General features: G+C 39.0%; 21 protein-coding genes. 6 read left to right on the forward strand and 15 right to left on the reverse strand.

The annotated features are described in order from the left end of the window. Positions 1–5: 5 nt before the first annotated feature. The 5 genes from AC0L7T_RS20300 to lpdA form a co-directional block, all read right to left on the reverse strand. A complete protein-coding gene (locus AC0L7T_RS20300; RefSeq protein WP_473337949.1) occupies positions 6–1,037 on the reverse strand; it encodes a threonine aldolase family protein in 1,032 nt (343 codons plus the stop codon). Beyond that, positions 1,030–1,485, reverse strand: coding sequence for a DUF2721 domain-containing protein (locus AC0L7T_RS20305; RefSeq protein WP_473337950.1), 456 nt, complete (start codon positions 1,483–1,485; stop codon positions 1,030–1,032). Before AC0L7T_RS20305 ends, AC0L7T_RS20300 begins: the two co-directional genes overlap by 8 nt. A 412-nt stretch (positions 1,486–1,897) precedes the next feature. Continuing rightward, the gene (locus tag AC0L7T_RS20310; protein WP_473337952.1) at positions 1,898–2,737 is read right to left on the reverse strand and encodes an anti-sigma factor; all 840 of its coding nucleotides are present in this window, start codon (positions 2,735–2,737) and stop codon (positions 1,898–1,900) included. Further along, the gene (locus tag AC0L7T_RS20315; RefSeq protein WP_473337953.1) at positions 2,737–3,270 is read right to left on the reverse strand and encodes an RNA polymerase sigma factor; all 534 of its coding nucleotides are present in this window, start codon (positions 3,268–3,270) and stop codon (positions 2,737–2,739) included. The genes AC0L7T_RS20310 and AC0L7T_RS20315 overlap by 1 nt, the downstream gene beginning before the upstream one ends. A 56-nt stretch (positions 3,271–3,326) precedes the next feature. After that, entirely contained in the window at positions 3,327–4,724 is a 1,398-nt protein-coding gene (lpdA, locus tag AC0L7T_RS20320; RefSeq protein ID WP_473337954.1) for a dihydrolipoyl dehydrogenase, read from the reverse strand. 218 nt (positions 4,725–4,942) lie between these two features. Here lpdA and fabG point away from each other — a divergent pair, with 218 nt between their 5' ends. The 5 genes from fabG to AC0L7T_RS20345 all read left to right on the forward strand — a co-directional run bounded on the left by fabG (position 4,943) and on the right by AC0L7T_RS20345 (position 8,684). Continuing rightward, entirely contained in the window at positions 4,943–5,689 is a 747-nt protein-coding gene (gene fabG, locus AC0L7T_RS20325; protein WP_473337956.1) for a 3-oxoacyl-[acyl-carrier-protein] reductase, read from the forward strand. A gap of 360 nt (positions 5,690–6,049) precedes the next feature. Then, complete coding sequence (locus tag AC0L7T_RS20330; RefSeq protein WP_473337958.1) at positions 6,050–6,409, forward strand: iron chaperone; 360 nt, start codon at positions 6,050–6,052, stop codon at positions 6,407–6,409. A gap of 108 nt (positions 6,410–6,517) precedes the next feature. Beyond that, a complete protein-coding gene (locus AC0L7T_RS20335) occupies positions 6,518–7,345 on the forward strand; it encodes a sulfurtransferase (RefSeq protein ID WP_473337960.1) in 828 nt (275 codons plus the stop codon). A gap of 93 nt (positions 7,346–7,438) precedes the next feature. After that, positions 7,439–8,290: a serine hydrolase gene (locus AC0L7T_RS20340; protein WP_473337962.1), complete on the forward strand. Its 852-nt coding sequence runs from the start codon at positions 7,439–7,441 to the stop codon at positions 8,288–8,290. A gap of 70 nt (positions 8,291–8,360) precedes the next feature. After that, complete coding sequence (locus tag AC0L7T_RS20345; protein WP_473337964.1) at positions 8,361–8,684, forward strand: four-helix bundle copper-binding protein; 324 nt, start codon at positions 8,361–8,363, stop codon at positions 8,682–8,684. 254 nt (positions 8,685–8,938) lie between these two features. On the opposite strand, the gene AC0L7T_RS20350 is transcribed toward AC0L7T_RS20345, so the two are convergent. From AC0L7T_RS20350 to ric, 4 genes are all read right to left on the reverse strand, one after another. Beyond that, complete coding sequence (locus tag AC0L7T_RS20350) at positions 8,939–9,937, reverse strand: GRP family sugar transporter (protein WP_473337966.1); 999 nt, start codon at positions 9,935–9,937, stop codon at positions 8,939–8,941. A 127-nt stretch (positions 9,938–10,064) separates the two neighbouring features. After that, positions 10,065–11,069, reverse strand: a complete 1,005-nt coding sequence (locus tag AC0L7T_RS20355) for a nucleoside hydrolase (RefSeq protein WP_473337968.1) — start codon at positions 11,067–11,069, stop codon at positions 10,065–10,067. Between the two features lie 39 nt (positions 11,070–11,108). Then, complete coding sequence (rbsK, locus tag AC0L7T_RS20360) at positions 11,109–12,020, reverse strand: ribokinase (protein WP_473337970.1); 912 nt, start codon at positions 12,018–12,020, stop codon at positions 11,109–11,111. Between the two features lie 414 nt (positions 12,021–12,434). Next, positions 12,435–13,154 carry an iron-sulfur cluster repair di-iron protein gene (gene ric, locus AC0L7T_RS20365; protein ID WP_473337972.1) on the reverse strand — a complete coding sequence of 240 codons (720 nt, stop codon included), beginning with the start codon at positions 13,152–13,154 and terminating at the stop codon, positions 12,435–12,437. Positions 13,155–13,256: 102 nt separating this feature from the next. Here ric and AC0L7T_RS20370 point away from each other — a divergent pair, with 102 nt between their 5' ends. Beyond that, positions 13,257–13,799, forward strand: a complete 543-nt coding sequence (locus tag AC0L7T_RS20370; protein WP_473337974.1) for a hypothetical protein — start codon at positions 13,257–13,259, stop codon at positions 13,797–13,799. Positions 13,800–13,917: 118 nt separating this feature from the next. Here AC0L7T_RS20370 and AC0L7T_RS20375 read toward each other — a convergent pair whose 3' ends face one another. The 6 genes from AC0L7T_RS20375 to AC0L7T_RS20400 form a co-directional block, all read right to left on the reverse strand. Further along, complete coding sequence (locus tag AC0L7T_RS20375; RefSeq protein WP_473337976.1) at positions 13,918–14,862, reverse strand: DUF4249 family protein; 945 nt, start codon at positions 14,860–14,862, stop codon at positions 13,918–13,920. A 25-nt stretch (positions 14,863–14,887) separates the two neighbouring features. Further along, positions 14,888–17,287: a TonB-dependent receptor gene (locus AC0L7T_RS20380; protein ID WP_473337978.1), complete on the reverse strand. Its 2,400-nt coding sequence runs from the start codon at positions 17,285–17,287 to the stop codon at positions 14,888–14,890. A gap of 570 nt (positions 17,288–17,857) precedes the next feature. Continuing rightward, entirely contained in the window at positions 17,858–18,502 is a 645-nt protein-coding gene (locus tag AC0L7T_RS20385) for a CatB-related O-acetyltransferase (RefSeq protein WP_473337980.1), read from the reverse strand. A gap of 98 nt (positions 18,503–18,600) precedes the next feature. Beyond that, the gene (locus tag AC0L7T_RS20390) at positions 18,601–20,400 is read right to left on the reverse strand and encodes a helix-turn-helix domain-containing protein (protein ID WP_473337982.1); all 1,800 of its coding nucleotides are present in this window, start codon (positions 20,398–20,400) and stop codon (positions 18,601–18,603) included. 323 nt (positions 20,401–20,723) lie between these two features. Then, entirely contained in the window at positions 20,724–21,011 is a 288-nt protein-coding gene (locus AC0L7T_RS20395; RefSeq protein WP_473337984.1) for a hypothetical protein, read from the reverse strand. A gap of 279 nt (positions 21,012–21,290) precedes the next feature. Then, entirely contained in the window at positions 21,291–22,874 is a 1,584-nt protein-coding gene (locus tag AC0L7T_RS20400) for a sulfatase family protein (protein WP_473337986.1), read from the reverse strand. Positions 22,875–22,963 lie beyond the last annotated feature (89 nt).

The raw sequence follows: 22,963 nt of genomic DNA on the forward strand, positions 1-22,963 counted from the left end.
CAAATTCATTTTTTCCAAAGCTTTAATCTGCTTTCGAAGGCCTCCAGGTATTGGTCTGTGAAATCCATATGGGTAACCATCCTGATCTGGTCGTTACCGAATTTTACCGCCCAGATATTTCTTTCTGTCAGTTCCTCTAAAAAGGACTCCGGACTTATTTGTTCCAATTGCGCAATTACAATATTGGTGGAAACGGGCAAAATTTCTTTGACAAAGGGAGTCTTTTGCAAAATGGAGGCAAGGGAAACCGCTCTTTCATGGTCATCCTCCAGCCTGAAAACATTATGGTCCAAAGCATATATTCCTGCAGCTGCAAGCATGCCCGCCTGTCTCATGCCTCCACCCAGAGCTTTTCTGATCTTTCTAGCCCTCTTCATGTCTGCCTGACTTCCCAATAACACAGAACCAACGGGACAGCCCAATCCTTTACTCAAGCAAACAGAAATGGTGTCAAACATTTTACCCCATTCAAATGGTCGCTCACCAGTTGATACAAGGGCATTAAATATTCTGGCACCATCCAAATGGAGTTTTAGCCCCGTCTCCTTACACAACTGCCTGATGGGTCTTACCTCGTCAAGAGTATATACACTTCCTCCTCCTTTGTTCATGGTATTTTCCAAAGATACCAAAGTAGTTTCTGGCAGGTGATCATCATCAGGATTAATGACATGACGAATGGCTTCAGCATCGATTTTCCCGAAGTCTCCATCCAGAAGCTTTACCGAAGCAAGGCTATTTGACATAATTCCACCACCTTCATACAAATAGATATGGGAAGATTTATGGCAAATGATTTCTGTTTGAGGCCTCGTATGTAACTTGATGGCTATCTGATTGGTCATTGTTCCAGATGGGCAAAATAATCCTGCTTCCATACCGAACATTCCAGCCAGCTTCTCTTCTAATATATTTACGGTAGGATCCTCTCCAAACACATCGTCACCCAAGCCAGCATTCAGCATGGTCTCCTTCATCGCTTGGGTTGGCAAGGTCAAGGTATCAGACCGAAGATCTATCCTCAATTTATTATCCATCGTTATTTTTTTTATAATTCTGCCCAAATTTGGTGCGGGTCTTTATGTCCAGCAAACCTTCAATATCCGAAAGTTCTATATTCAACGCATTGTTTGAAATTTGTATTTCTGCCAAAGAGATCCCTAACGATACTAACAAGGAAAGCATACTGGCCATAAACACCCAATTGGCTGCGGTATCGAAATCCTGGTACAATAAAAACATACAGATCACACATAAAAAAAAGCTTATGACTCCATACGTCTGCATGTTTTTTATCATTGTCAGCCTTTTCTTAAGGTTTTTAATTTGACCAATAATGACTTCCTCTCCCATGCTGTCTTCCTTGTATTCTTTGTGCAAGCCCCTTATTAGGTTTGCCATTGCTAAAAACCGATTGGTATAGGCCAACATGAGCAATGTGATGGCGGAAAAAAGCAAGGCCGGTGTAGAAAGTGTCAGCTCCATAATTTAAATCATTTAAAAGTTTAGCAATAACTGTTCTTTATTGTACCAAAACCAGACCAAAGTCGTGAAATCATCTTTGGATTCACCCAGGTAATGTTTGGTCTCACACTTAACACAACTTCTTAAGCCGAAATTCCAATGTGTACCAATGCCCGATTTAATTTCACAACATAAACATTGTCACGAGGTTTAGAGAGGATTTTGAGTGAAGAAATCTGGAATCCCAAACAAGATAGGACTGCCGCACCCTTACCTCCCGCCTGCCCTTCCAAAAAGGTTCGCAGTGACGGTTTAGCTGTTTTTAAAACAATCTAACCTCGGACTCAGGTTATGAGACAATCCACAATTTAAACTAAAATAAAAACCCCGTCAAATCAATGACGGGGTCCAGTATATATTTTCAGGTTAAATTTTAGGAAACTTCTCCTAAAACAACCAGTTTTTCGAGTGTAGGACTTTCACTTCCTCCCTTAGGCTCAATGGTGATGGCAAAAGCTTGTGTACCTGAAGCAGTGTTCATGGTTTGCAAATCAAGTCTTTTTCCTGGATCCACCAATCCAATACCAATTGGCCCGTCTTTACCAATTGCCCACAGCTGGTAATCGTTCTCTTCATCAAGTGTAGCCAATTGATTGACAGAAACAAACACTTCTTTGCTTTCTTTATCCCAGAACACATCCACCAAGGCATCTTCCTGCATAGGTAAACCTTCCCCTTTCATAGGAATCTTATCGAAATTCCCTGTGATAAATTTCTCCATCCCAGTATCCAACGATTTCAATTTCACCTGATTGGCCTGCACTTCTTCAGCCAAAATAGCATTTCGCTGTAATGAAATTGCAAACCTTTCTTCAACATCAAAATACTGATTGGCGAAATATATGGCTGCGGTTAAGGAGACAAGGGCAACTACAGAGGCAGCAACAGCGAATGTTTTCCATGGATTGGCCAAAGGCACTTCTTTTTCTAACCTCACCTCTTTTTCTAAAGGTTTTTCAGGAATATCAGTTGAAGTGTGCTTTTTATTTTCAGCTTCCAGGGTTTCAAAAATTTTATTTTTAATGCCACTGGATGGACTGATTCCTGAAACCTCATCGATAGCAAACATGGCTTCTTCAATAGCAGTTATCTCCTGTTCAATTTCAGGGTACTTCTTTGCCATTGCAAGAACCTCTTGTTGCTCTGTCTCATTAAGATCTCCCAATACGAAGAGTTCCAATTTACCGGACGATATGTAGGCTTGGATATCCACTAGATTTTATCAGCTTTCTTTTTCAATACTTTGATGGCAGACCTTATCCTGGATTTAACAGTACCCAAAGGCAAGGAATACTCTTCCGCTACCTCAGTATGGGTATAGCCCTTAAAGTAGATACATTCCATCACGAATCTTTGTTCGTCATTCAGGTCATCCATCAATTCTTTGACACCGATTCTGTCTACAGCTGCGGCTGTGCCGGCATCGTTGTCCATACCATATACGTAGGCATCTATCGTATTGGTCTTACTCTTTTTTGAAAACTCCTTTGATCGGGTTTTATCTATGGCCGAGTTCCTACAAATATTGGCCATCCAGGTATAGAGTCGTCCTTTGGTTTCATCATAATTATCAATTTTATTGACAATTTTTATGAAAGCATCATGAAAGACCTCTTCGGCTATGTCCCGATCAAAAATGATCCGGGAAATCACACCAAATAAAGCCTTGGAGTATTTTTCATACAAATACTCCTGAACTTTTTTGTCTCTGGCTCTAAGCCCTTGTACTAACGCTTGTTCTTCCAAAAAGGCGAATGGTCAATAATAGACTAAACAAATTTTGATTTACCTTTGCTGAATTTTTATAAGTGTATCACCTCACCATAGGCTGCTGCTGCAGCTTCCATCACTGCCTCAGACATTGTAGGGTGTGGGTGTACTGTCTTGATGATCTCGTGTCCGGTAGTTTCAAGTTTCCTGATAGCTACAATTTCAGCTATCAATTCTGTCACATTATAACCGATCATGTGTGCTCCAAGGAGTTCACCATATTTAGCATCAAAAATAAGTTTCACAAAACCATCTTTGGCTCCAGCTGCGGAAGCTTTTCCAGAGGCAGAGAAAGGAAATTTACCGACTTTAATGTCATATCCTGCTTCTTTGGCTTTGGCTTCAGTGAAACCAACAGAAGAGATTTCAGGCAAACAATAAGTACAACCAGGGATGTTGTTATAGTCGAGAGGTTCAGGATTTTGACCGGCAATATTTTCTACACAGATAATTCCTTCTGCGGAGGCTACGTGTGCTAAAGCAGGGCCGGGAACAACATCCCCAATGGCATAGTAACCTGGCATATTGGTTTTGTATAGCTCATCTACTTTGATCTTACCTCTGTCCACTAATATCCCAACATCTTCAAGACCACAATTCTCTACATTGGACACCACGCCGACTGCTGAAAGTACGATGTCACAATCAATTTTTTCTTCACCGTCTTTGGTCTTGACAGTAACTTTACAACCATCACCTTTGGTATCCACATTGGTCACCTCAGCACTGGTCATCACTTTGATGCCTTTCTTTTTATATATTTTCTCTAGTGTCTTAGACACTTCTTCATCTTCGTTTGGAACGATACGGTCAAGGAATTCAACGATGGTTACTTCCACACCAATGGAACTGTACACATAGGCAAATTCTACGCCTATGGCTCCAGACCCCACAACTACCATTTTCTTAGGCAATTTATCCAAAGTCATCGCCTTGCGGTATCCCACTATTTTTTTGTCGTCTATCTTTAAAGCTGGCAGCTCTTTGGATCTTCCACCAGTAGCGATAATGATATGGTCAGCACTGTATTCTGTTTTCTTACCATCCTTATCTTCTACCTCTACTTTTTTGCCGGGTTTTATTTTACCCCAACCTAAAAGCTTTTCAATTTTATTTTTCTTGAACAAAAATTGAATGCCTTTGCTCATGCCATCTGCTACGTTCCGGCTACGCTTGATCATATCATCAAAATTCACGCTCGCATTTTCTACGGAAATACCATAATCCTCTGCGTGATTAATGTATTCAAATACTTGAGCGCTTTTTATCAAAGCTTTGGTAGGAATACAACCCCAATTTAGACAAATCCCACCCAGATCTGCTGCTTCTACTACCGCAGTCTTTAATCCTAATTGAGAAGCTCTAATTGCTGCTACATAACCACCTGGACCACTGCCCAGAACAATGACATCGAATTTAGTTGAAGACATATTTTTAACTTTTGATTACTATTTTGCTATGCAAATTTATAATAATTAAGTTCAGAAAAAAATTTGGTTTTACATATAAAAGTTAATATAATTCCAATTTTTCATCAGTCTGATCAACGTTCCTCAAAATGTCTGAAGTAGGAATAAATTATTGGGTTGCCTATTTTTTATAATTAATAGCTATTTTTGAGTTAAATCAAACATTAAAAATATTGACTATGGGATTACTTACAGGTAAAAAAGCCTTGGTAACAGGGGCTTCCAAAGGGATAGGCAGATCCATTGCTATACGTTTTGCTCAGGAAGGTGCTGATGTGGCCTTTACTTATTTGTCAAGTGTAGAAAAAGGAGAGGCACTTGAAAAAGAATTGGCAGCTTTCGGCATAAAGGCAAAAGGTTTTCGTTCTGATGCATCAGATTTTGCAGCTGCAGACAAATTAATAGGTGATGTGGTAACATTTTTAGGTGGAATAGATATTCTTGTAAATAATGCCGGAATCACCCGAGACAACCTCTTAATGAGAATGTCTGAAGAACACTGGGATGAAGTGATTAATATCAACCTCAAATCTTGTTTCAATACCGTAAAGGCAGTAACCCGAACCATGATGAAGGCCAAAGCTGGCTCCATCATCAACATTACTTCCGTAGTGGGTGTTAGAGGAAATGCCGGACAATCCAATTATGCCGCTTCAAAAGCAGGAATTATTGGTTTCACCAAATCCGTAGCATTAGAACTTGGATCAAGAAATATCCGAAGCAATGCCATTGCTCCAGGATTTATCGAAACTGAAATGACAGCAGTGCTGGATGAAAAAACTGTTCAAGGATGGAGAGATGCTATTCCTATGAAAAGAGGAGGAAAACCCGAAGAAGTGGCAGATGCCTGTGTATTTCTAGGTTCCGACATGAGTACTTATATCTCAGGCCAAACACTTGAGGTTAATGGTGCCATGAACACTTAAACCCTAAACATGAAATAGGCCTTCTGTTACGTGATGGTATCTAGAATCCTATTGCATCATCCGGGTTAAACCCAGCAACCAAGATAATATAAAGTTATTTGTGGCCCAAAGTGAAAGCTTTGGGCCTTTTTGTTTATTGGCTTGGCAGTTCAGTTTCGTATTCTGGTGATATTTTTTATATTTAATTAGAATTATAAAACTTGGATTATGAAATCGATTTTCCTGACCTTTTTCAGGAGAACTGTTGCAATCAAAAGAAAAATGCTAATACCTGTTATTTTTGAAAACAGAAAAAGGGAAGGAAAAAGGTCTGTTTAAAAAGGAGAAAATAGCGCAACTTATACAATGAAGTCTTTGCAAATGGAATCGTCAAAAAATACGGATGATTATATTGCGGAATTTCCGCCAGGTGTTCAGCAAAAACTGGAGCAAATACGTGCCGCAATAAAAGAAAACATTCCTATCGAGGCTGAAGAATGTATCAATTATAAAATGCCAACATTTAAGTTGCATGGTAATCTCGTTCATTATGCAGCCTACCAAAATCATATTGGCTTCTACCCTTCCCCATCGGCAATTGAGGCATTTAATGCGCAGTTAATAAATTATCCCTATTCGAAAGGAGCCATTCAATTTCCGATGGACAAACCATTACCACTTGATCTGATTGCTGAAATTGTACGGTTCAGGGTGAAAGAAAACCTGATGAAGAAAAAATAGAGAAAGTCCATGCCTCAGTATGACTTTAATTTCTCTCGACCCTTTCAGTTTCTAAAAGCGATGTGATTTCATTGCTTATTAAAAAATATTATCATTAAAATGAACCCCATGATCAATCCTTTAATCAAAGCAAAAGAATTAAGCCAACTCGCTCAAACCCAAAACTTGACCCTGGTCGATGCACGTTTTGTTTATTCAAATTATGAAAAAGGGCATCTTGATGGAGCTTTGCATGTCGATTTGAACAAGGATTTGTCCCAAATAGAAGAGAATCCTGCACATGGAGGGCGGCATCCCTTGCCTTCTCCCGCAGCCTTTGGTAGCCTGCTTGGGAAATTAGGCATAACGCCAAAAAGCCATGTGATCGTTTATGATGACAAAAATGCCTCTATGTCCGCGGCCCGTTTCTGGTGGATGTTAAAGGCGCTTGGCCATGAGAAAGTCCAGGTTTTAGATGGAGGCATTCAAGCCGCCGAGAAACAGGGATTCCCTCTTAACGATGAAATCCCTACTCCCCATTCTTTATCCCCTTACCCAACAACGGATTGGAAGTTGCCCTTAACTGATCTCACAGAAGTGAAATCGGCTTCAGGTAAAACCAAGCAAATGATTATAGATGTAAGAGAATCCGAAAGGTATCAGGGTTTAAGAGAACCGATAGACAAAATCGCTGGCCATATCCCAGGTGCGATTAACCTCCCTTTTACGGAAAATTTAGATGAAAACGGCTTCTTTTTATCCCAAGAAGCATTAAAGGAAAAATACCAGAAAGCGTTTATTGATACCCCCTCTAACGAAATCATTGTCCACTGTGGGTCTGGAGTGACGGCATGCCATACCCTTCTGGCCATTGCCATTGCTGGATTGGATATTCCGAAACTTTATGTGGGTTCCTGGAGTGAATGGTCAAGGAACGATTTACCTATGGTTCCATAAACCCACAAAAAAAGAAAGCTACAATTACCTTAAGCGTTCCTTTAAATAACCTGAGTTAAAGGTAAAAATATTGACAATTAAATTTAAAAACCTATGGGCCGAACCTTCCGCTTTTTTCTTTTCCTACTGCTGTCAAATATATGGGGGGGAATATTTAGCCCCGTTGTATCGGGACAACAATTATTACAAGAATATATAGCAGCCTTAGACTCCACGGTAGCATTGTCTTTTATCATCCAGGATACGAAGGGGGAAATCCTTGCTAAAAAGAATCCTGCGAGAAAAATCCCATCTGCCAGTATCATTAAAATCCCCTTACTGGTATACCTAATGGAAGAGGTTGAAGAAGGGAAATTTTCGCTCAATGAAACCTACAAACTTAAAAATTCAGATAAGGTTGGCGGTTCAGGGGAATTGCAATTCAAACCTGCAGGATTTCAGATAACTTATAAATACCTGGCTTCGGAAATGATCCGGATAAGTGACAATACCGCCACCAATATTCTAATCAGAACGGTAGGCCTAAAACCCTTTCAGGAATGGCTACTTACCAACGGATATAAAGCCACTCAGCTCAATAGGTTCATGATGGATTTTGAGGCAATTGCTATGGGTCAGCAGAACTACACGAGTTCGGAGGAAATGAACAGACTTCTCCTCGAACTTTTGAATGAAAAGTTACTTAATAAAACCTCCACTTTTCAGGTTATTGAATGGCTGAAAGGTTGTGAGGATACCAGTGCCTTGCCTCATTTATTGCCTGAGGGAGTAGTCATTGCGCATAAGACAGGGACACTGGAATATGTACGTGGAGATGCTGGAATTTTATTTGGTAATCAACCTATAGTATTGACAGTACTGGTGGAGAATTTCTCAAACTTACCTGAAGCAGATAACATCATTGCAGAAATTGCAAGGCTAGCTTTCCTGGAGTACGCCCAATGACTATGACTATTGAGGCACAGTTTTTGGAACAGACAGTAAGTAAAATAAGAATAACCCAAACTGTATAATCATGAAAAATGAAACCCTAATTAAAACCATGAATGCCTGTGCTGATGCATGTAATCAATGTGCAGATGCTTGTCTTGATGAAGAAAACATTAGTCATATGGTGCCATGTATCAGGACAGATAGGGTTTGCGCAGAAATTTGTTCTTCAACAGCCAAAATCCTGTCCATGTCCTATGGTCCAATAGATGAATTATTAAGGTTTTGCGTTAGTGTTTGTTCAAGGTGTGCGGAAGAATGCAGCCAGCATGAACATGAACATTGCAAAGTATGTGCAGCAGCCTGTATTGCTTGCAAAGAAGCTTGCCAAAATATTTTAACAGGCTGAGTTCTGTTATACCAGAAATAATAATACCCTAACCAAATTATATTTTCTTGATTAGGGTATTACGTTCAATCCGCAAACCTTCCAGGTTTTGTTGATAATAAGCCTGATGGTAAAATTAGGGGAGTGAAACCTGGAAGATTTCATCTCTATAAGACTCAACTGATTAAAGAAATAGGCTGTGGATTTCAAGTATTAACTGATCTATAGGTTTTAACTTTTGTCAGGAATTATCTTTCTAACCTATATACCAAGACCTATATTCCGGCGTAAATAATAATAATGATACCCACTATAAAGCAGGCAAACATACTTTTAAGCATGGTTTTAGTACTTATTGATGCACCTTTAAATTCTTTCCAAACAAATACACCCCAGAAAGCCGCTACCATGGTAGCCCCCTGACCGAGACCATAAGAAATTGCAGGCCCAGCTTGTTCTGAGGCAATAATACTAAAGGCCATTCCAACGCACCAAATCGCCCCTCCAAGAACCCCTACCAGGTGAACCTTAAAGTTTCCTGCAAAATAATCCTTATAAGAAACGGGATCGCCGTCAACAGGCTTTTTCATTAGAATAGTATTGAAAAGGAAATTGCTTAACAATATCCCTAAAGCAAATACAAAAACTGCGCTATAAGGGGTAAACTTCCCTACTTCTGGAGACAGAAAGTTCAGCGACATGGATTGCTGGACAAGAAAATAGAAAAAAGACATTAAAACCCCTCCTATTAAAGCCAACTTAAGCCCTTTGGAAACATCTTTGGCTTTGTCTTTACTGTTTTTCTTGTACGCCATTGCATCCAGTATAATGGCTATTGTCACCAATGCTACACCCAAAAACAACAGGATGGGATCACCCTTTTGCTCGGAAATATAATTGATCAAAACCCCCAAAACCAGGGCCAGACCAATGCCAACAGGAAAGGCCACTGCCATGCCTGAAACGGATATTGCTGCGACAATCAAGATATTGGCCAGGTTAAAAACCACACCACCAGCCAATGCATTCCAATAGCTTGAAAGTTCGGCCTGGCTTAAGTCTTCGAGAAATGGCCTTCCTCCTTCTCCAATACTTCCAAGTGTCAATCCAAACGCCAATGAGAGCAAAACTATGCCCAACACATAATCCCAATAAAACAATTCAAATCTCCAATTGCCTTCGGCTAATTTCTGTGTATTGGCCCATGAGCCCCAACACAACATGGTGATAAAACAAAAGAAGACGGCCAGAGGGTAATCGTTGATTATAAACATTAGCTTGGTGGTTGGGTTTATTTTTTATTTTTGGATCAAATCAATTCAAATTCATTGCTAGTAGCTTTGTATAACATAACAATTGAAAGTGCAATGACAAAGGTATTTTGACACTAATTATTAATAATTAAGGAGTTACAAGCACATAGTTTTCCATTCTATCAAAAAAGTCACCCATGATAGCTTCCTTGTTGAAATTTTCCCAGATAATTATTTTCCTTGGGTTATCTGGCCTTTCTTCCCATTCCCCATCTACTAATAAAGGTGCTGGAATTTCTTTTTTTTCAGCCCAGGTAGGGTCTTTTATAATTGCGATGGCAGCCATATCATACAAAGGCCTGGTTCCTGCCTCGTCATAGGTTTGGATATTATTGTACAGGCTTACTGAATAATCACCAAAACGATCGAAGGAATCTCCATGTCTACCGATTACTTTTTTGTTCGCCAAAGGTCCCTTACCTGGCATTATACTATTGATTTCAGCTCTGTTGGAAGAGACTGCAGCGGTTCCTGTAAGTTTACCTCCTCTTACCAAGACAATCTCAAAAGGCACATCCACATTCAAAATATAATTCAATGAAGCTTCATCATTGTCTTGATTGTATTCGCCAGCATATGGATAATTAGAACCCAACCATACAATCCTCACTTTGCTGGCTATGGATGGATCTTTCTCCAAAGCCAAGGCGATATTGGTTAATTTGCCCACAGGCAAAAGGATCAATTTCTCATCTGCTTTTTTATGCGCTTCTTCAATGATAAAATCCACTGCTTTGGAACCATCAAATTTGGCTTTATCCAGGTTTGGCCTAATGTCCTCAAAAGAAGCATTCGCGCCTCTAAATAGCGGCATACTCTCATACACATTGCAAAGATCCATTACCCTTCTGGCTTCCTTATAGTGACCTTCGATATTGCCCCCACTTCTGGTGGTATTTACTGTTATCCCAACAACATCAAAAACATCACCATTAAAGAACAAGTAAGCCATGGCATGTTGGTCATCCAATTCGTTATTGGCATCAGAATCCAAAAGAACCCGGTGCTTTATTGAATTCGTTGATTTTTGGCAACTGGTCAAAAGAAGGGGTATGCCCATACCTAAAATTATGGCGATAAAAAGGTTTTTCATGTGAAGTTTATGATTATATGCAATGATAAGTATAAGGGATTATTCCTGGATATCCTTTAAAAATGGAACAGAAGCCTGAGCCCCATGTTTGGTCACAGATAAAGCACCGGCTTTATTTGCAAAGCTTACTGCTTCTTGCCAATCCATACCTTTGGACAAAGCTGCGGCCAAAGCGCCATTGAAAGTATCTCCAGCAGCGGTTGTGTCCACAGCCTCTACTTCTAATGTAGGGAGCGTTCCAGCATAATCTGGTGTAGAGAGGAATGCCCCAGCGGCACCTAAAGTGATGACCACTACTTTTACGCCTTTGTCATGGAAAAAATTCGCAGCATGTAGTGCGCTCTCTTCTCCTGTGATTTTTATTCCCGTCAGAAGTTTGGTTTCAGTTTCATTGGGTGTAATGGCATATATATTCGAATACAGTTCGTTGGGCAATTTACTAGCTGGTGCCGGGTTTAAAATTACTTTTTTTCCCAAACTAGTCCCCTTTTTCGCCACATATAAAACAGTATCTAATGGAATCTCTAACTGTAAGAGAATCACTTCAGATTCCTGTAGCAAGCCGTAGTATTTATTGATCTGCCTTGTGTTCAAGGCTAGATTGGCACCTCCAGCCACTACTATAATGTTTTCACCTGATTTTTCCACTATAATCTGAGCAACACCAGAAGGCAATTTATTATCAAGAACTACACCTTCTACATTGAGCCCTTCTTTCCTGAAATTCTCAATGGTTTGATTGCCAAAGAGATCATTTCCAAGCCTTGCTATCATGGCTACCTTACCTCCAAGTCTGGCTGCGGCAACTGCCTGATTGGCACCCTTGCCGCCAGGATTCAAAAGAAAACTATGTCCCAGTAATGTCTGACCCGGTGAAGGAAACTCGTCCACTCTTATTACCATGTCTGTATTTGCGCTACCTACCACTAGGATTTTTTGACCCTTATCCATGTTTTTTCTACTGTTCTGTCCTAAATCTAAAAACAAAAAATTAAAAACGCATAGGAAAATAGCTAAACGGAGGAAATTCACTTTAAAACATTCCATTTTAGAAAAAAAATGAAATTACTTAGCTACTCAGCTGTCTCGATTCAAAAAGTTGTTTGGGCATAAAAACTAAAATAAATGCATTACCTGAGTCCAATTTTATTTAACACGGAAAAATCGTTCTTCCAAGGCTTAGAGCGCATTTTGAGTAGAGAAAACCGTATTAATTCCCTGGAAAACGAGACTGCCGCTCCCTTTCCCTCCTCAAAGGCCCCCACATAGGGTTCGCAGTGACGATTAAGTTGGTTTTAATAATGACCACCCTATTCGGCAAAAAGGCACCTTCCATTAAAAAAACAGATGGTGCCATTAAAAGAATCATGCAGTCAAATTCGAAAACATGGACTGGGCCTTGGGGAAAAGTATATTATTTTCTAAATGGATATGGGTATGAAGATCATTTTCAAATTCTTCCAACATTTGGTAAGCAACTCGGTAAGTCGTGCAAGCATCATCTGGAATTGCGTAGGCTTGGGTTAAATTTGAAATTCTGGCAAAACGAGCACCTTCAGCTTCATGGTCATCTTCCATCATCTGAATCGGATTCTCTATCGCACCAAAGTGGGCCTTGGGCAAAGGAATACCTTCCTTCTTAGCCTTCACCATGGATTGGATATAGGGAAATAATACCAACTCCTCTTTTTTCATATGAACGGTCAATGCGGCCGCCCCCTCCGTAAAAAGTCGATGGACTTCCTCAAGTTCTGGATGGCTTTGAGAATGTACTTTCTCCAATTTTGCCAGGTACAATTTAAGGAGAGGTATGCTTTCCTCTACATAGGCATGATGCACATTTACAATATGCATGATCAATTCACCAGCGGTCAAATTAGCAAATTGATCACTGATATTCCCTTTATTGGCCTTATTAAGTTCTTGCAATAGTTTATCCAGGTTAACTCCTTTTTTCTGGCAAGCCTCGGCAATTCCTATATTTCCCCCACAACAAAAATCTATTCCATGGCTGGTAAATATTTTGGCAGTTTTAAAGTTAGCGGCCACCACTTCACCCACTGTTTGTTCAATCCCCTTTTCCATAACTATAAATTTAAATAGGTACTTCGTTGATTTGTTATGGAACAAAAATAAGCAAAATAATAATAAAGGACAATTTTATCTTTTATTATTATTCTATCTGGCTTGCCAAAGCAAATTGGATTTGATCAAGCTAAATTTTTATGCCCCTTTGATTTTATACATAAACCATTTGATCCAGATATCCTGGCTGAAAAAATTGAATTGGCCATCATTTATCAGTCCCAAAGAAAAAACCTGGGACAAACAAACTTAAGTTCAAATCCAGGGGTTCACAATAAATTAATGGTTACCACAGGTTTTAATGAAATCACAGCAATACCTGTGCGAGACCTCATTTTATTAGAAGCCGATGATAAAATCATTAGAGCCATTACTACCAATAACAAACAAAGTATAGATTTCACTTCTCCAGGCTTAAAGAATTTTTACCAAAACAACCTCTTTATGCTGAAGGACTTCTACCGGCTTAATCGCAAGCATGTGTTTAATTTGAACATGGTACACAAGATAAAAAACAATCACATTCTGATTCCCAAACTTCCGAATAGTATGGGAAACACTATGGAAAATTTCTTTCAGCTGCCTATCCCTAAGAATGGCGACAGTAAAAAATTGCTTTATGCCAGGTTGGGTTATAAGAATTAACCTGTATTAAAAGTTTATTTCCAGTTTTATAAATTCCATTAAATTAATTTCAGGGCAACAACTATTTTCTTATTAAATAAAGTTGTTACCCTGAATTAATTTTGTCCATTGATGGACATTAGTTTTCTTCCAAGTTCATTGCAGCTTCTGCAATAGCGCCGGTTAATTTTCCGCCTCCACTTGTGACAGCCGAAACATTAAAGAACCCCTGAACCTTAGTAGTAGACTCTCCGGATACTGTTTGAATATTACTGATAACATTTGCCAATGGAGTCGCAAATAATTCAGAAAAACCGCCGGGCCTATTGGTTTGTAATATTACTCCGGACAAAAATTCAAATGCCATAGGGTCAATGGAATGAATCTCCAAATACAAGGAGTCTCCAACCACATATGGGGGCAATAAAACGTTTTCATTATCCGGATTTTTATCCCATGGGTTCACGAAATCTTTACGAATAATCTGATTAAAAAGCACTCCATCCATAGTTTGATTGGAAGAAAAACCTGCATCATAGGCTATATTGATTTCAGAAGGCTTGCTTAAGTAAACACCATTTTTCCAAGCCTTGATCCAGTAGGCATCTCCCTGCCCGGGGATATCATTGGCCAAAAACTCTGCAGTAAAATAAGGTTCCTTGAAATTAATGTCTTTCGGATTATAAGTAAACTCCACAGAATCAACCTCAGGTACAGGCCCCAAACCCGCATTGGCAGTATAAGTTACACCTTCTACTTCAATGAGTAGCTGATATTGGTGACCAACTTCCAAAAACCCTTCATCACCCGGTTCCCAAGCATAATAGGCATCTGTTTCAACAAATGTAATTGTTTCTCCTGAAGCAAGATCTATGACACTTACACTTGCATCTTCTACCATCTCAGGCAGGGATTGATCAAAATAAGGTTGCGATATTGTCAGAAAAATTTTCTGGGTTTCATTTTTATCATTTAACCAAGCATCCACAACGATCACCTCTGCCGCAGGATTAAGAGTAGGATTGATTTCAGTATCACACGCGAAATTAAGACAGGCCAAAAAGAAAACGATTAATTTTTTCATGGTATAGGTATTAATTTGTCTAAAATTAAAATTTAAAATTATAGGTTACAGAAGGTATTAAAGAACCAATGAGAGACATTTGATGAGCTGAAGTAGATAAGGGCTCACCCACCTGTGGTCTCGAGGATGCACCTTGAGAAAAATAAATGCTGAAGGGATTTTTCCTTCCGTAAAGATTGTAAACCGAGACAACAAGGTTATCCGTACCTTTCCGCTGTTTCTTTCCTCTCCATACATTGTCTATTGTCAAAGCAATGTCCAATCGGTGAAAATTAGGAATCCGATAGTTATTTCTATCACTTCCATCGATATATGGGATCACCTTACCTTGCACTATGATCCGATCTGTTGGAAAGGTGGTGGGCGTACCGGACAAATAACTGAAATTTGCTGACAGCGTCACCCTCTTGTTTAGTTCATAAAACCCTGCCAGCTTCAGGTTATGGCGTTGGTCATACCTTGTAGGATACCAATTCCCCTCCCTTGTCAATTCATTGTCACCATAATTTATCCCATCTACTTTCAATTCAGTTTTACCCAAAGTATAACTTATCCAACCCGTAAACCTCCCTTGGTTTTTCTTGGCATATAATTCTAATCCATACGCCCTTCCTTTACCTGAAAGTAATTGAGAAGCCATAAATTCATTGATAAATAATTCGGCCCCATCGATGTAATCTATTTGGTTTTGGTTCCATTTATAATAGATCTCCGCGCTTGTTTCAAACCGATTGCCAAAAAAGTTTTTGAAAAAACCTAAGGCTCCCTGATTCCCGGTTTGAGGCAATATATTGTTGTCGGATGGTTGCCAGATATCAATGGGCAATGAGGCAGTTGTATTTGAAATTTGGTGCAGGTACTGACTCATCCGGTTATAACTGCCCTTCAAGGAACTGGATTCATTCAGTGAATACTTTATTGACAGCCTAGGTTCCAGATTATTGTATTGGGCCACCGAATTCCAGGCTCCATTTTCTGTTACCCCTATCAAAGGCCGTTCTATGCCCGGCAAGGTATCTCCATACGTATAAGTCTTATCTCCAAAATGATTGAAATAACTGAACCGAAGGCCATATTGTGCCACAAACTTTTCCCCAAATTTTTGTTCACTACTGACATACAAAGCTCCCTCAACAGCTTTTCTATGGTCCAAACTGATATTGGAAAGCGCTCCATTATTGACAATTTTAGCATCTGCCGGTCGGAATCTATAAGCAATTAACTCTCCTCCGAAGGTAAGTTCATGAGAAGGGTTGGCAAACCAGGTAAATTCAGGTTTGAAATTCCAGGTAGAAATAGCTGCCTGCCAGTCAAACTGATCATTTTCATTGGTCCCAAAGCTAAAACCATAATTGTAATCACTGTAAAATGCTGAGAAGTTTGAAAACAATTTGCTTCCATAAAGATGATTCCATCGTATCGTGGCAGTTTTATTCCCCCAATTAAAGCCTTGAGATGCATCAAATTTAAAAACGTCTCTTCCCAAATAACCGGATACGAAAAGCTTGTTCTTATCATTTAGCTCAAAATTGGTCTTTGCGGTAAGATCGTAAAAGTACATACCCGCCCCATTGTCCAAAGCATCTGTAAATGGTCGTGCCAATACATCTGCATAAGAACGACGACCGGCAAGTATAAATGAAGATTTTCCTTTTTTGATAGGTCCCTCTAAGGACAGTCTGCTAAAAACAGTTCCTATTCCACCGGCTACATCGTAGTTTTGATTATTTCCCTCTTTCATCCTTATGTCAAGAACAGAGGATAACCTGCCTCCAAAGCGGGTTGGGATCCCACCTTTATAAAGTTTGACATCCTTGACCGCATCAGGGTTGAAGACAGAGAAAAAACCAAACAAATGAGAGGACTGGTAAACAGGGGCTTCGTCCAATAAAACAAGATTTTGCCCCACTGTACCTCCTCTTACGTTGAAACCGGAAGTGCCCTCCCCTACCGAACTCACACCTGGAAGCAGCTGTATACTTTTTAGTACATCCACCTCTCCAACAAAGGCCGGCATCTTCTCGATGGTTTTAATGTCCATTTTCGCTGTGCTCATTTCTACGAATGATACATTTTCATCCATCCTATCGCTTTGAATGACCACAGCCTCTAACTCGGTATCAGACAAGGCCAAAGAAATATCCAATCTTAGGTCCTTGTCCAGCTTTACTTGTTTATGAACCCCTGTATAACCCACAAAACTAAAATGAAGGTCGTAATTTCCTTCTTCTAAAGTAATGGAATAAAACCCATACACATTGGACACCGTTCCGCTTTTGATTTGATCTACCCTAACCGTAGAACCTATGAGCACTTCCCCATTGACCTCATCTGTGAGATAACCGCTAATGGTAAAGGAATTGCTTTGAGCAAATCCGGGGAGCATGGAAAGGAAGAATAGTCCTCCTAATACTAATGATTTCATTTTAAATAAGTTAAAGTTGATATGAATACTACTTTTAAATAAAATTGATGGTTCAAAAGTAGCAGGCAGGGACCTATAGATCGTTCCAATTTATAATTCTGAACTTCTTTGGTAGGAAATAAAATTTACTTCAACCCGGATTATATAATAGGATTTCTCCACCCTGACAATAGTCAGGAGTAAAGCCTGTCCCGTGTTTACGCAAGAAAATCAAACAGTTTGGAGATTTTAGCATAGCACCACTATGGTGAAACTGTCTACCGTCAGGTAGAATTGAAAACAGCAACGATTGGGTATTTTGAAGCGATTTCAGCACGTAATAGATTGTCTATTGCATGTTTCGGGTATAATAGATTGGAATTCATCTATTCCGGCTCTGTTTTTTGATAATGCTTGCATATCGCACAAAAAAAGCTTTGGGTGTTTACCCGAAGCCTAAAGTGACAATTGTTTTGCCTTTTTTCGTTTTATTAATTTTACTTATAGAAATATGCCATTGGCTAAATTATCAGCTTTAAGGAATTAAAAAACCTTGCTTTTACCTATTCATCACCTTAAAAAATCATTGAATTAAAGCTCTTTTAAGAATCTTTCTATATCGTCACCTGTTAAAAGGTGTGCATTGTCGGTAATTTTTTGAATGGGCCAGTTCCACCATTTTAATTCAAGCAACCGACTAATGGTGCTATCAGAAAATCTTTTTCGAATTAATTTGGCAGGATTTCCACCAACTATAGCATAGGATGGAACATCAGCAGTTACAACTGAATGGCTGGCAATAATGGCCCCATCACCGACTTTCACCCCCGGCATAATCGTTACTTTATGACCTAACCATACATCATTGCCAACAATGGTATCTCCTTTATAAGGGTAGCTTTTTCCTTTCATTGCTTTTTCCCAGCCATGACCAAAAATAGCAAAAGGATAGGCTGAAATAGAAGTACTAAGGTGATTCCCCCCGTTCATTATAAATGAAACACCCGAGGCAATCATACAAAATTTACCTATTATTAATTTGTCGCCTATAAAATCAAAATGATACTTGACATTTTTTTCAAAATTGTAAACATCTTCTAAATCATCATAATAGGTATAATCCCCCACTTCTATATTGGGATTGGTGATGATATTCTTTAAGAAACACAATTTGTTATGATTCAATAAAGGAAAGGATTCATTTTTATCTGGTCCTGGCATTGGATTCGTTCTCATGATACAATAGTTTGATAAATTATTCTGAACAAAAATGAGCCTTTACATCTACTGATGCGTTCTGAATTATAATGTGATACCTTTTGCTTCCTAGCTGGCTATTTTTCCATTTTTGCCTTTTTTAACCAAACACTTGGTGTAACTCCTTCTTTTGCCTTGAAGAAAGAATTGAAAACTGTTTTGGAATTAAAACCACTGTCATAAGCCAGTGCCAACAAGGTTAGGTGATTAAAACGTGGATTGATCGCCATCTTTTTAAAATAATTTAATCGGTAATTGTTCACAAATTCATTGAAATTGACTTTGAGTTTTTCATTAATTAAATAGGACAGTTTGTTGGGATGAAGTTCCAGTCTACTACCCAAAGCGTTTAAGTTCATTTGGGGGTCTAGGAACGGTTTTTCCTTGTCAAAATACCTAATTAACTTTTCCTTTAACACATCCGATTCACTTTCATCCAAAATTTGGGATGGCTTCACTTGGGCAAACCACTCTTCATTTCCAGTCAAGCTAAAGTTGGCCTTGTGTAAGCTTTCAAATCCTTCAATTTCTTTCAAGCCTTGTAAAAAGGGTTCATATCTATAATTGATTAATTGCCCTCTACGCATTTCGATCCCACTTTGCAACAACTTAAAGGCTTGTTTTGAGCAATTTCCATTGGCTAGGATAAACAATTTATAGGGCATTATTTCCCCTGCTTCTCCTTCTAACCCCTCCCATTCATCCAAGTATGCTTTAGGGACCTGCGCAATTTTCTTATTGACAATTGCGTAGAGCAGTTTTATCAATGCTTTTTCCTCAAATTTTTCAGCCAATACTTCAACTTCCTCCTCTTTTCCCAGCAGTATGAGAACATTCACCTTTAGTCTCAAGGCATGGTCAAATAGAGGATTGATCTGCAATGCTTTATCGATATGGTGCAAAGCAATATCAAAAGCTAGCCTTAAATAAAAGATATTGGCCATTGTAAAGTGGTGATTGGGGGACAAGGGATCCACTTCCAAAGCTTTCTTCACAAATACCTCCGCTTGATCAAAATAGCCCAAGGCAATAAACAACTCAGCCATGGCCTCCAATGCATCCGTATGTTTAGGGTTCATGGCCAAGGTTTGCTGAATGAATTCATAACCCTGCTTAAAATCCCATTCCTTCCACAAGCTACGCCCTACAAAAGACATGGGGTATTCGGGCAGTTCAGTATCAAGTTCCTTGGCAAGTATAAAATTGTCTATCGCTTTGCCCATTCCTTCTTCGGCAGGTATAAAGCCCCAAATGACCAATAAACCATAACACTGTAAATTCCCATAATAGGCTCTGGCAAATTCAGGGTCTTTTGCAATGGCTGCGTCATATTGAACTATGGCTTGTTTTAAAGAGGCTGCGGTCCATTGAAGTTGGTAATAACGCCCCTTTAAAAAATGTTCATAAGCAGAAACACTACGTGTTGAAGCTTGAATCAAATGATTCTTTATCTCCAAATGTCCAAAATTCTCTCGTATTTGGTCAGCAATTAGCAAGCTGATTTCATCCTGCAAAGCAAAAATATCCTGAATTTGTCGGTCAAAATTCTTGGACCAATAATGCACTCCATTTTTGGCATTGATTAACTGTGCGGTAATGCGAACACGATTTGCAACCTTCCTGACACTTCCCTCCAGTATATTTGCTACCCCAAGTTGTTGGCCTATTTCTCTTACATCCAAACTCTTGCCTTTGAAGGCAAAAGATGAGGTTCTGGCTATCACTTTGAGCCCAGCTACCTTTGTTAGTGCATTGATTATTTCTTCAGTTATGCCATCACTAAAGTACTCATTCTCTAGATCATTGCTCATGTTAACAAATGGCAAGACCACAATAGATTTGTCTTCTATGATAACCCTTTCAGGAATTTCACCCATAGCTCCCTAGCTTAACAAAAAGATCATTTTACAAAAAATGTTTTTTTCAAAGCTAAATATGCAAATTAAATTTTTATAAAAAAAAAATACTAATGAATGGTCAATCAAAAAAATATACCACTAAAAACTTCATTTCAAGGCTTATATAAGCTATTCCTCAGGTTGATAAAGAAATGAATAGATGGTAGCAAAACCATTCAAAGCCAAGTCAGTCGACTAGTGTAGGAGTTTGGAGAAACTTGTCTTATGGAAAAAAACAGGTGTACCATTTTTGACATTAAACCCGGATTATGTAATAGAATTCGTGATAGCCTGTCCCGTGTTTACGGGAAGTGTTGCAATCGCAAGAAAATCAGGCTGTTTGGAGATTTTAGCATAGCACCGCTATGGTGAACCTGTCTACCGTCAGGTAGAATTGAAAACAGCAACGAAGTGGCTGATTTTGAAGCGATTTCAGCACGTAATAGATTGTCTATTGCATATTTCGGGTTAAATACACCTGAAGCATGGCTTTCCTTTCCAACCTCGAAATTAGACTGGGAAATCAGCAGATCTGGGAGGAAAAGAATGGCTATAAAAATGCCGACAAGAATAATTTTAAACTTTCTCATATTTGATGCATTAACAATTAATGCTTCAAATATGAGAAAGTAAAATAGGCCTTTCGTTCGGTGTTATAATTCAGAACTTTATTTATGGAAATAGGGCAGGGTTATTTTCAATTACCAATTCCTAAAAAAAAGACAGTATGCTGCTTTATGCTAGGTTGGGATACAATCCCAAATTAGGTGACAAGTATTTCTAATCTTTAATATTATTTTTTGACATTTTTTGACACAAAAAAAGGCATGAAGAATATATCCTCATGCCTTTTTTAAATTTGAATTCAATTATCTATTTGCCCTATGTTCCAAATAGGCATCAAGGTAATGTTGGTTCAGTTCATCACTGTCACCATATTTTTTCCTTGTCTCTTCCAACTTTTCATGCATCATTTTTTGGACCTCAGCATAGGCTGGATCATCATAGACACTTTTCATTTCCGAAGGATCTTTTTCCAAGTCATACAATTCCCACTCATCTATATCATAGTAAAAATGAATGAGTTTATAACGTTTGGTGGACACTCCATAATGCCGCTTAACTTGATGCTCAGCCGGATACTCATAATAGGTATAGTACACAGCATCTCTCCACTCATCCGTCTTGCCTGCTACCAAATCCTTAAACGATTCACCTTGCATTTCCTCAGGAATGGCTATTCCTGCATAATCCAAAAAGGTTGGTGCGAAATCAAGGTTCTGAACCAATTGGTCAAAACTGCTTCCTGCTTTAATTTCTTTTGGATACTTCATCAATAACGGCGTTCTGAAGGATTCCTCATACATAAAGCGTTTGTCAAACCAACCGTGTTCACCCAAATAAAATCCTTGATCAGAGGTATATACGACAATGGTATTTTCATCTAGCCCAGTCTCTTTAAGGTAATCCAACAACTCCCCTACACCATCATCTACAGATTTGATCGTTCTCAGGTAGTCTTTGATATAGCGATTGTATTTCCATAATGCCAATTCCTTACCACTTAGATTGGCGTCCAGCATGGCCTTATTTTTAGGTTCATAAGCAGCCAGCCAATCCTCCAATTGTTCAGGGTTCATTCGCTTCAACTGATTTACCAACCAAGTGGTATCTCCATTGGTAGGGTCTATTTGAAATTTAAAATCATGTCCCCAACGGGCATGGCCTTCAATTTCCATTTCTTGCGTCTTCGCAGCAGTTCCTCTGCCTTCATAATCATCGAAGAAGTTAGCTGGAGGGTCAAACGTTACGTCATCATATAAAGTCAAATACTCCTGCGCAGGCTTCCAGTTTCTATGCGGGGCTTTTTGGTGATAAAGTAAAAGAAAAGGCTCGTCTTCCTTTCTGTCATTCTTCAACCAGTTCAATGCCGCATCTGTGATAATATCTGTACAATATCCTTCAATCTGCTTCTTTTCTCCATTGATTAGGAAATCAGGGTTGTAATAATGTCCCTGACCTGGTAGCACCATAGAAAAGTCAAAGCCTTGCGGCAATCCATCCAGATGAATTTTACCAATCATAGCTGTCTGATAACCATTGGCTTGAAGCAATTTAGGGAAGTTATCCTGATCCCAATCGAAAGGTTGATAATTATCCACCTTGCCATTGATAAAGCTGTGTTTACCAGTTAGCATTACAGCCCGACTTGGGGCACAAATAGAATTGGTCACCGTGGCCCGTTGAAATATTGCGCCTTCATTGGCGATTCGATCAATGTTAGGAGTCTCGTTAAGCCCATGACCATAAGCGCTTATGGCTTGATAAGCATGGTCATCACTCATAATAAAGATGATATTCGGCCGGGTTTTTTCTTTTGCTTCTTCCGGTTTGCAACTTATGATACCCGCGCCAAAGGCTATGTACAGGCTTATTAGCAGTAGTCTTTTCATATTTTTTTATAGATCAGGCAGTTTATAAAGAAAATTAAGTCGTAAGTTAAATATTTTAATTTAAATTTTCGCTTATCTATTTCCCTACA

It is taken from the genome of Cyclobacterium sp. 10D3-21 (assembly GCF_055809755.1).

Excerpts from the sequence above, each read along its gene's own strand:
- AC0L7T_RS20385 (WP_473337980.1), bottom strand. The coding sequence starts at position 18,502 with ATGAGAACGAATCCAATGCCAGGACCAGATAAAAATGAATCCTTTCCT.
- AC0L7T_RS20345 (WP_473337964.1), top strand. The coding sequence starts at position 8,361 with ATGAAAAATGAAACCCTAATTAAAACCATGAATGCCTGTGCTGATGCA.
- AC0L7T_RS20355 (WP_473337968.1), bottom strand. The coding sequence starts at position 11,069 with ATGAAAAACCTTTTTATCGCCATAATTTTAGGTATGGGCATACCCCTT.
- AC0L7T_RS20300 (WP_473337949.1), bottom strand. The coding sequence starts at position 1,037 with ATGGATAATAAATTGAGGATAGATCTTCGGTCTGATACCTTGACCTTG.
- ric (WP_473337972.1), bottom strand. The coding sequence starts at position 13,154 with ATGGAAAAGGGGATTGAACAAACAGTGGGTGAAGTGGTGGCCGCTAAC.
- rbsK (WP_473337970.1), bottom strand. The coding sequence starts at position 12,020 with ATGGATAAGGGTCAAAAAATCCTAGTGGTAGGTAGCGCAAATACAGAC.
- AC0L7T_RS20390 (WP_473337982.1), bottom strand. The coding sequence starts at position 20,400 with ATGGGTGAAATTCCTGAAAGGGTTATCATAGAAGACAAATCTATTGTG.
- AC0L7T_RS20340 (WP_473337962.1), top strand. The coding sequence starts at position 7,439 with ATGGGCCGAACCTTCCGCTTTTTTCTTTTCCTACTGCTGTCAAATATA.
- AC0L7T_RS20395 (WP_473337984.1), bottom strand. The coding sequence starts at position 21,011 with ATGAGAAAGTTTAAAATTATTCTTGTCGGCATTTTTATAGCCATTCTT.
- AC0L7T_RS20375 (WP_473337976.1), bottom strand. The coding sequence starts at position 14,862 with ATGAAAAAATTAATCGTTTTCTTTTTGGCCTGTCTTAATTTCGCGTGT.
- AC0L7T_RS20330 (WP_473337958.1), top strand. The coding sequence starts at position 6,050 with ATGGAATCGTCAAAAAATACGGATGATTATATTGCGGAATTTCCGCCA.
- AC0L7T_RS20400 (WP_473337986.1), bottom strand. The coding sequence starts at position 22,874 with ATGAAAAGACTACTGCTAATAAGCCTGTACATAGCCTTTGGCGCGGGT.
- AC0L7T_RS20335 (WP_473337960.1), top strand. The coding sequence starts at position 6,518 with ATGATCAATCCTTTAATCAAAGCAAAAGAATTAAGCCAACTCGCTCAA.
- lpdA (WP_473337954.1), bottom strand. The coding sequence starts at position 4,724 with ATGTCTTCAACTAAATTCGATGTCATTGTTCTGGGCAGTGGTCCAGGT.
- fabG (WP_473337956.1), top strand. The coding sequence starts at position 4,943 with ATGGGATTACTTACAGGTAAAAAAGCCTTGGTAACAGGGGCTTCCAAA.
- AC0L7T_RS20350 (WP_473337966.1), bottom strand. The coding sequence starts at position 9,937 with ATGTTTATAATCAACGATTACCCTCTGGCCGTCTTCTTTTGTTTTATC.
- AC0L7T_RS20305 (WP_473337950.1), bottom strand. The coding sequence starts at position 1,485 with ATGGAGCTGACACTTTCTACACCGGCCTTGCTTTTTTCCGCCATCACA.
- AC0L7T_RS20380 (WP_473337978.1), bottom strand. The coding sequence starts at position 17,287 with ATGAAATCATTAGTATTAGGAGGACTATTCTTCCTTTCCATGCTCCCC.